8 protein-coding genes and 1 pseudogene are annotated in these 6,776 nt (G+C 45.8%); 6 read left to right on the forward strand and 3 right to left on the reverse strand.

The features are described from left to right. Positions 1-87: 87 nt before the first annotated feature. Complete coding sequence (locus tag AAC083_RS21640) at positions 88-720, reverse strand: helix-turn-helix transcriptional regulator (RefSeq protein ID WP_108535569.1); 633 nt, start codon at positions 718-720, stop codon at positions 88-90. Between the two features lie 266 nt (positions 721-986). Beyond that, on the reverse strand, positions 987-1,307 hold the full coding sequence (locus AAC083_RS21645; RefSeq protein WP_108535570.1) for a putative quinol monooxygenase: 321 nt from the start codon (positions 1,305-1,307) through the stop codon (positions 987-989). 352 nt (positions 1,308-1,659) lie between these two features. On the opposite strand from AAC083_RS21645, the gene AAC083_RS21650 reads away from it, so the two are divergent. Next, the gene (locus AAC083_RS21650; RefSeq protein WP_108535572.1) at positions 1,660-2,343 is read left to right on the forward strand and encodes a LysE family translocator; all 684 of its coding nucleotides are present in this window, start codon (positions 1,660-1,662) and stop codon (positions 2,341-2,343) included. Positions 2,344-2,492: 149 nt separating this feature from the next. On the opposite strand, the gene AAC083_RS21655 is transcribed toward AAC083_RS21650, so the two are convergent. Then, complete coding sequence (locus AAC083_RS21655) at positions 2,493-2,864, reverse strand: TrfB-related DNA-binding protein (RefSeq protein ID WP_108535573.1); 372 nt, start codon at positions 2,862-2,864, stop codon at positions 2,493-2,495. A 193-nt stretch (positions 2,865-3,057) separates the two neighbouring features. Between AAC083_RS21655 and AAC083_RS21660 the strand changes: the two genes are divergently transcribed. The 5 genes and pseudogenes from AAC083_RS21660 to AAC083_RS21680 form a co-directional block, all read left to right on the forward strand. Continuing rightward, positions 3,058-3,789, forward strand: coding sequence for a ParA family protein (locus AAC083_RS21660; protein WP_108535574.1), 732 nt, complete (start codon positions 3,058-3,060; stop codon positions 3,787-3,789). After that, entirely contained in the window at positions 3,782-4,861 is a 1,080-nt protein-coding gene (locus tag AAC083_RS21665) for a ParB/RepB/Spo0J family partition protein (RefSeq protein ID WP_108535575.1), read from the forward strand. The genes AAC083_RS21660 and AAC083_RS21665 overlap by 8 nt, the downstream gene beginning before the upstream one ends. A gap of 46 nt (positions 4,862-4,907) precedes the next feature. Further along, positions 4,908-5,357: a hypothetical protein gene (locus AAC083_RS21670; protein WP_108535576.1), complete on the forward strand. Its 450-nt coding sequence runs from the start codon at positions 4,908-4,910 to the stop codon at positions 5,355-5,357. A gap of 130 nt (positions 5,358-5,487) precedes the next feature. Next, the gene (locus tag AAC083_RS21675; protein WP_146181547.1) at positions 5,488-5,715 is read left to right on the forward strand and encodes a hypothetical protein; all 228 of its coding nucleotides are present in this window, start codon (positions 5,488-5,490) and stop codon (positions 5,713-5,715) included. Positions 5,716-6,272: 557 nt separating this feature from the next. Next, a pseudogene (locus AAC083_RS21680) lies at positions 6,273-6,776 on the forward strand (plasmid replication protein repA); the annotation flags it as partial.

Consider the following 6,776-nt stretch of genomic DNA (forward strand, 5'->3'; position numbering starts at 1 on the left):
CATCATAGGTTTATCTTGATGGGGCTAAATACCCAAATGCAAGAGTGTACTTGCACTGCGATCGTCACTTCATGATTAGAACGAAAACTACCTCTTGATGACAAATGGGATAATATCTTGCAACCCCTTAGAGTAGGCAACATCTCTTAGTTTGGATGTGCTATCAACGCCAAACTTTTTTTTAATATTTGAAATGTGAAAGTCGTAGGATGAGGTGCCAATTTTAGCCAAGTTTGCAATTTGGCTTCGTTGGAAGCCTTTTATGAAGTAGTAAAGGACAAGTGACTCTTTTTTTGTGAGATTCATGCCATAGTCTGCCACTCTGAGAATATCACTTGTGCCAGAAAGGTTGCAGAATTCGATATCCATCTCAAGGGGGAGTGCTGTGGCTATGGTTCCTTGTGGCATTCCTGTGCGATCATAAATTATCTTTTTTTGGGTTACGAGGTTAGCTCTTTTTATGCCTGGTAGAGGTTCAATCACGTTATAGCTAAGACCAGAAAGAATGTCTTTTTCATGTGAGATGTAGATTTTAGCTTGTTCAGACCAGGGCATATCTAAATCACTAAGGCCAATCAGTTTTTCTGGCTGCAGGCCAGAAAATGTAGAGAACTCTCGGTTGGATGCGACAAAGCGATGCTGACTATCCTTAACCAAGAGGATTCCGACATCATGTTTTATAATTGGGTTTTTTAGATAAAACTCTATTGTATTGTCCATAACTAAAACCTGAAATTGCATTCCATACATGTTAGCGCGTATAATGCGTAACAAACGAAGTTCAAAGGAGTCTCCGCAATGAATGAAGATAAATTGTTATTATGTGAAATAAAATTAATTCACAGGCCTGACCAGAAGGGCCCCCTATCTGATTACTGGGTCGCTATATACCAGGATAATCTGGCTGGGGGCGAAACCAGAGAGGAGGCCAGGCAGAACCTTTTAAATAAGCTAAAGCAATTACATTAATTTATTATAGGGCGAATTCATTCGCCCTCGAAAATACTCACATCCCAAGTTTCAACGGAACCATCATTGGATAAACACTCTTTTTCAAAAAAGGCTTTAATTGGCTTGGTTTGACAATGGAACTCAAAATCATCAATGGAAGCCCATATTTCGTTCATTGTTATAGGCAGACAGCTACCTTCGGCAAAAGGACTGGAAACTCGCTGCGTAGTAACATACTGGATGCAGCCGGGATCTTGACGAGAGCCTTCTTCAAGTGATTTAAGGGCTTCGATCAGGCGCTCATCACAGCCCTTTTTGGGGCGGTATTGGGCGATACAATATATTCTCTTTTGCATAACACACTCGCAGTCAGTCAATGTACAGTTCCTATTGTGTGCCAAATAGGCACACAAATGCAAGTAAAATGAACGCTATTTGTTCACTTTTTGGATGGCCTCATAGGCAATACCAAGAAGTATTAGGTCTATCACTCTCCTCTTCGTTTTCCACCAGTTGTAGAGCGTTCTGCGAGGAATCTCAGCACTCACCGCAACTTCATCCACATCTAGTCCGCATCGAGCTTTGCACTCATGTGTGAGCCCATCTTGGTATCTATCGTTCATGTGTAACCCTCTTCCTAGAGATATCACGCAACATATGCGCTCCTTGCGCGCGCTGACAAAAGGAGCGATAGAATAACACAAGGGGATGGGTACACTACTTGGCTCTGATCCTGAATGCTCTCAATCTAAAGTGGAAAAAATGATCGATTTGAATGTAATGCCTGTTTTTATTGTATCCGTGATGGCCCTCTTGCTGGCTCCTGGGCCTGACATGGTGCTGATTAGCTCACTTAGTATCAACAAGGGGAGGGCGATGGGGTTATGGGCGTGTTTGGGGAACCTAACATCAGGCTTAGTTTTAACGATAGTCACGGGGTTGGGTGTTGCAAGCGTCATAAAGCAGCTTCCTTACTCGTTTGATTTTATGCGACTTGTTGGTGGGGGGTACTTGCTCTACCTTGCGTGGTCGGGACTAAAACGAGTTAACATAGATTCGGTGGCGAGTAATAATATAGGAGCTGCATGGTCTTGCTATAAAAGTGCGGTTGTAAATAATCTAATGAACCCTAAAGCTCTGCTATTTTTTATAATGTTTCTTCCTCAGTTTGTGTCGCCGAATGTGGCAGCATCACCCAAAGAGCAATTGTTTTTATTGGGTTTTATATTAAACGTCACTGGGTTTCTTTTTAATGTGACACTTGTCATGATCCTGTCTGGTTTTTTGGAGAAATGGATGAAAAACAACGTAAACATAATATATCAACAGAGGATGGTTAGTGTTGTTTTTGCATGTTTAGGAGGATGGATGCTTGTAGAGTTAGTAAGGTAATTGCAGTACTGCAATCAAGTTCACTGAGCAAGAATCTCCGTGGACAACTGCCCCGTCCACAGGGGGCAAGCCCCTGATGGACGGCCTACGGTTCGGCAGTTGCCCACCTCGACAAGTCGCTCTCTATCAAAATTAATTAACATTATAAACTAATCATCAGAGGCGATGATCTCATTCAGTAACGAATACAACAACGTGGTTGCCTCGACAGTCGTTAAAGTGCAGAAATGCTCTTTATTAACCAGTGTTAGCTGAGACAATCTTTCGATTTTCTTTCCTAGGCTCAACGGCACAGAAACTGCAATAAATGTAAAGCCTGGAGGTGTATGGGCGTCCCATATTCGTTTTACTACGTGCGAGACGGCCCCCTTAGATACAGAGTAGTTTTTGGCGACCTGTGCTTGCGTCATTCCTATAACGACAACATCATGGGCCATTGCAATTGTGTGAGGGCGAAGTGTGGTTCTTTGTGCCGCTTGATAGAACTGCTCTTCAGTCATCGATTTCTTAACGGAAACCATCAACCATTCCTTACGTGTCTAGGTTTGATAACCTCATCATTGGTATGAGTGTACAGTAACTACAGGTTACAAAAAAGGTTTAGTTAAAGTTTAGTTTTTTGGTTGACGGGTGTAGATGTTTTGGTATTATGTATCAATGTGGGTTGGCCCACGACCGAGCACCGGGTTATGTGGTGCAACTAGGAGATAATATATGTCTAATAAAATTTTCAATCGCAGTGTTGTTATCGTTGTTTGCAACCCCAAAGGTGGTGTTTGCAAAACGACGGTGGCTCTAAATATGGGCTGTATTCTTGCTGGTGAGTATGGCCTTAAAGTTTGCCTAATAGATGGCGAAAAAGATGGTTCGCTTAGCAACTTTGAATTTAGCGAAACGTTAAATTCAGAAAAACTTCCCCATATCCGTGCAGGATATAATCAAGACCTGCACAGAGATATTCCGATATTCAAACAGCTTTATGATGTAATTATCGTTGATACCGCAGGTGTGACGCCAGACTTTGGTGCTGTTAGTGGAGAGGTGTTGGGAGGGCAGGAAAAAGTGAGCCTGCAGAGCCTCTCCATGGCCGACATGCTGATTGTTCCTATCACTCCTAGCCCTGTCGTGATTCGGAAAACAGCAGGGTTCGCCCCTATTGTGGAGCGCTGGCAAATGATGCGCGTGGGGCAACTGGACGCCGTAATGGTTCTAAATATGGTGAAGAGTCGCGAGCAGCTATCTACGATGGTAATTAACGAGTTAACCGGTGCATTCGAGCACCTACCGCTGATGGCTGAAACGGTGCGTGATACCACTATGGTAAAACAAGCATATGGAGCTGGTATGTCAGTGCTCGACTTCAACAAGTCACACCCTGCGACAGAAGAGTATTTGTCACTGACTGCTGCATTGGTTGAACGCCTCAAATCAAAAGTAAATGGATGAGGGCTGGAAAATGGCAAAAGGTATTTCATTGCTTGGTTCCGGTCAGAACAAATCGTCAACCGGCGGCGTCCCAAGCGAAAATATGTTTATCCCTCGAGCGTGTGACGGTAAGTCTCTTGCTGATTTGCCTGTGAATCGGGTGCATCCAGATCCACAACAACCAAGAACATGGACAGAGGATGAACTGGATGAGTTACAGGCGAAGATTGAAGGGGCGGGTAAAATTCTCCAGCCAATCACAGTCATTCCTCAAGCTGGCATGCCTGGACATTATCTTATCAAGACTGGCGAGGGCCGGTGGCGAGTTGCTGGACGGCTGGGGTGGGAGTTCATTCCTTCGGTCATAGAGGATATCCGAGTCAATAGCGATAATCGCCAAGTGTTTGCTGATCAAATACTCGAGAATATTGGTCGCGTTGGCATGAACCCGATGGATATTGCTCGTTCCATTGAGCGGTATATGAATGACTTCGAGCCCTCGCTGACAGGTAAAGAGGCCGCTGTGATGCTGGGGCTCAATGAAACAAAGATAAGTCGCTACCGAAAGCTGCTCACCGCAAATGAGGATATACAGGAAATAACACCACAGCTGACTAATATCAATACGCTGGGCTATTTGATAGACCTATCTAGGCTTGATGATGTGGCATACAGAGACAGCTTTAAAAAAATAAAGTCTGGTGAGTTTGTTAATGCAGAAAAGTATTTAAAAGATTTGGTTGCTGACATCAAGAACCCAGAAAAAAATAAGGTTAAGAAAAATAAAGGTAAAGCTGGAAACGATAGTTCACCTAGGAAAAAAGATAAAGATAATTCCATCAACAATGCGAACAGGGATGACTTATCCTCTGAAAGAGAAGTTCTTCCGCAAAGTATCATTGATGGTATATGGGATGATGGAATGACATCTGAACTTAATGATGCCCCGCTTATATCCACAATGAGAGGAGTTGGCGCTGATGGCGTTGCATTTTTTAAACTCATGCAGGCAAATGGTGACGCAATTTCTTTCAAGTTGGACTATGAGAACCAAATAAAGCTCCGATGGTTACTCAATAAATGCCTAGATTAATAACGAGGGTGATCGGCGTCGCCCGCTTAATCCAGTAGGAGTAATGATGGGCATTGGAAAGCAAACTGATGTCGATAAAGATGCCCTCTTACAGGAGGGCAAACTTTTTTGCAGGGTGTTTCTGGCGTACTTGTGGAAGCATCCTGAATACAGAGGGTGGAGTGGGAAGGATGCGCTAGCTCGCGAGCTCATCAAGGAGGGGAAACGGAGCACTTCTGTAACCAGGGAGGTGCTATCGCACGGTGATCTGACTGCTCTGCTCTACAACAGGACGAACAGAAACCCTTACTGGCTTAACTGTGCCTTGATGCGGGTGGCACTGAGGCGGGGATTTGTGCCCACGCATTTAGCTGACTGGGTTGCAATATGCAGAACGGTAGCTAATGAGCTGGCATTGCCCACGCTTGAAGGGCTTGAGGAGAGGTTGGCCACAGAGTATGGACTTACGCTTCCAGTGATCATGAAGCAAGAGGTTGAGGCTCGCCTATCTTATTGAGGGCGGGGGGCGGGATCAAAACATGACAAATATGTGATCCGAAACGAGATCCAAACAAGATCATTGGATCAAAACAGAAAATCTCATTATAATCTGATTTTGTAGCTGGTAGATAACTAGAGGGGGTGTGGTGAAAATGAGTCCGTTACCATTGCTCGAGCGCGGAGATCAGTCGATCACAACAACGCACCTCGCCAAGAACTACGCCTATCACATGGCGAGGTTTGCATCTGGTGAACAGGATCGGCTTGTTGTGATGAAGGCAGGCAGGCCACTGGCTGTTTGCTTGTCGATACAGGAGTTTGAGAAGATCCAGAATGAACTGGCAAAACATCGAGATACTGCAGAAAAAAATTAAACCCACTGGGGTCAGTTTGGCGACCACCCCAGCGGGCTATATATGAGCAAAAACCACCCAACACGAACGTAAGCATAAGTAAGGTAAGGAGGTTCTTATAAAGAATTAACCAGTGCATCAAGACAACCGGTTTTTTTCACGACCCGCACAGTGACGGCTCGTGTGAACTCTCAGTGGCAATAATAGCACTTCAATATTTTTGTGCAAGCCGCTGTACTTTCGCACAGCTCAATGCGGGGGTTTTTGACCTTCTGGAGTGGCGAAATGGAATGGCTAAGCCAATTGCAGTGCTGCAATTTGAATAGTGTCCCAGGTCTTGTGCCTCCCTGCGCTGCATGGGGTTCAGGGTGCTACATTTAGCATTACCTGCGTCTGCTGGCGAGCTGGACACCACCTCTCCCTTCATGTGGGGGCGAGCTCAGTACCCGCATCCGGGGAAATGGCTTGGCACCGGCAATCGCTGTGGCCATCGCCCAGGCTCACCCGCTTGGCACCAGTTCAATGAGCCAGAGACCAGAAAACGCTTACCGCACTTTATTCAAACCTTGATTGACAAGGTGCGTGACTATTACGCCAAGCCTGCACTATTACCCACGCTGGCCAATCTGAGCGGCAAGATCAACAAGCTCTCCGGCAAACCCCGCCAAAATAGATCAGAAGCGCGCGAGGCCGAGAGCCTAGTCATGCAGGCGATCCTCTCGCGCACCGATTTTGCCAGCTTGCGGGTTGGCACTCCGCTGCCTGACGGGCGCTTTATCCATCGTACCATGGTCGAGATCGCCACGATTGCCGGTATGATTGATAAGGTCACCGGCTTGCCGACACAGCGCTTCTGGCGGGCTATCGGACGGTTGAAAATAGGCGGAGCCATCGATGTCCATCAGCAGTACGAGACTCTGAAGGATGGCACGATCCGAGCGCGGCCAGGTATCAAGACGGTCAACATGCATTTCATTGTGGCACTGGGGCGCATCAGCTACGAAAAACTGAAAGCGTTCCGCACCTATTGCTCCAAAGCGCTGAAACGGGACTCTGACGCTCATAAGCAGCAGTTCCCTGAC

It is taken from the genome of Aeromonas sp. HMWF014, from assembly GCF_963878295.1.
Classification (GTDB): Bacteria; Pseudomonadota; Gammaproteobacteria; order Enterobacterales; family Aeromonadaceae; genus Aeromonas; species Aeromonas popoffii.

Excerpts from the sequence above, each read along its gene's own strand:
- AAC083_RS21670 (WP_108535576.1), top strand. The coding sequence starts at position 4,908 with ATGGGCATTGGAAAGCAAACTGATGTCGATAAAGATGCCCTCTTACAG.
- AAC083_RS21665 (WP_108535575.1), top strand. The coding sequence starts at position 3,782 with ATGGATGAGGGCTGGAAAATGGCAAAAGGTATTTCATTGCTTGGTTCC.
- AAC083_RS21655 (WP_108535573.1), bottom strand. The coding sequence starts at position 2,864 with ATGGTTTCCGTTAAGAAATCGATGACTGAAGAGCAGTTCTATCAAGCG.
- AAC083_RS21650 (WP_108535572.1), top strand. The coding sequence starts at position 1,660 with ATGGGTACACTACTTGGCTCTGATCCTGAATGCTCTCAATCTAAAGTG.
- AAC083_RS21645 (WP_108535570.1), bottom strand. The coding sequence starts at position 1,307 with ATGCAAAAGAGAATATATTGTATCGCCCAATACCGCCCCAAAAAGGGC.
- AAC083_RS21660 (WP_108535574.1), top strand. The coding sequence starts at position 3,058 with ATGTCTAATAAAATTTTCAATCGCAGTGTTGTTATCGTTGTTTGCAAC.
- AAC083_RS21640 (WP_108535569.1), bottom strand. The coding sequence starts at position 720 with ATGGACAATACAATAGAGTTTTATCTAAAAAACCCAATTATAAAACAT.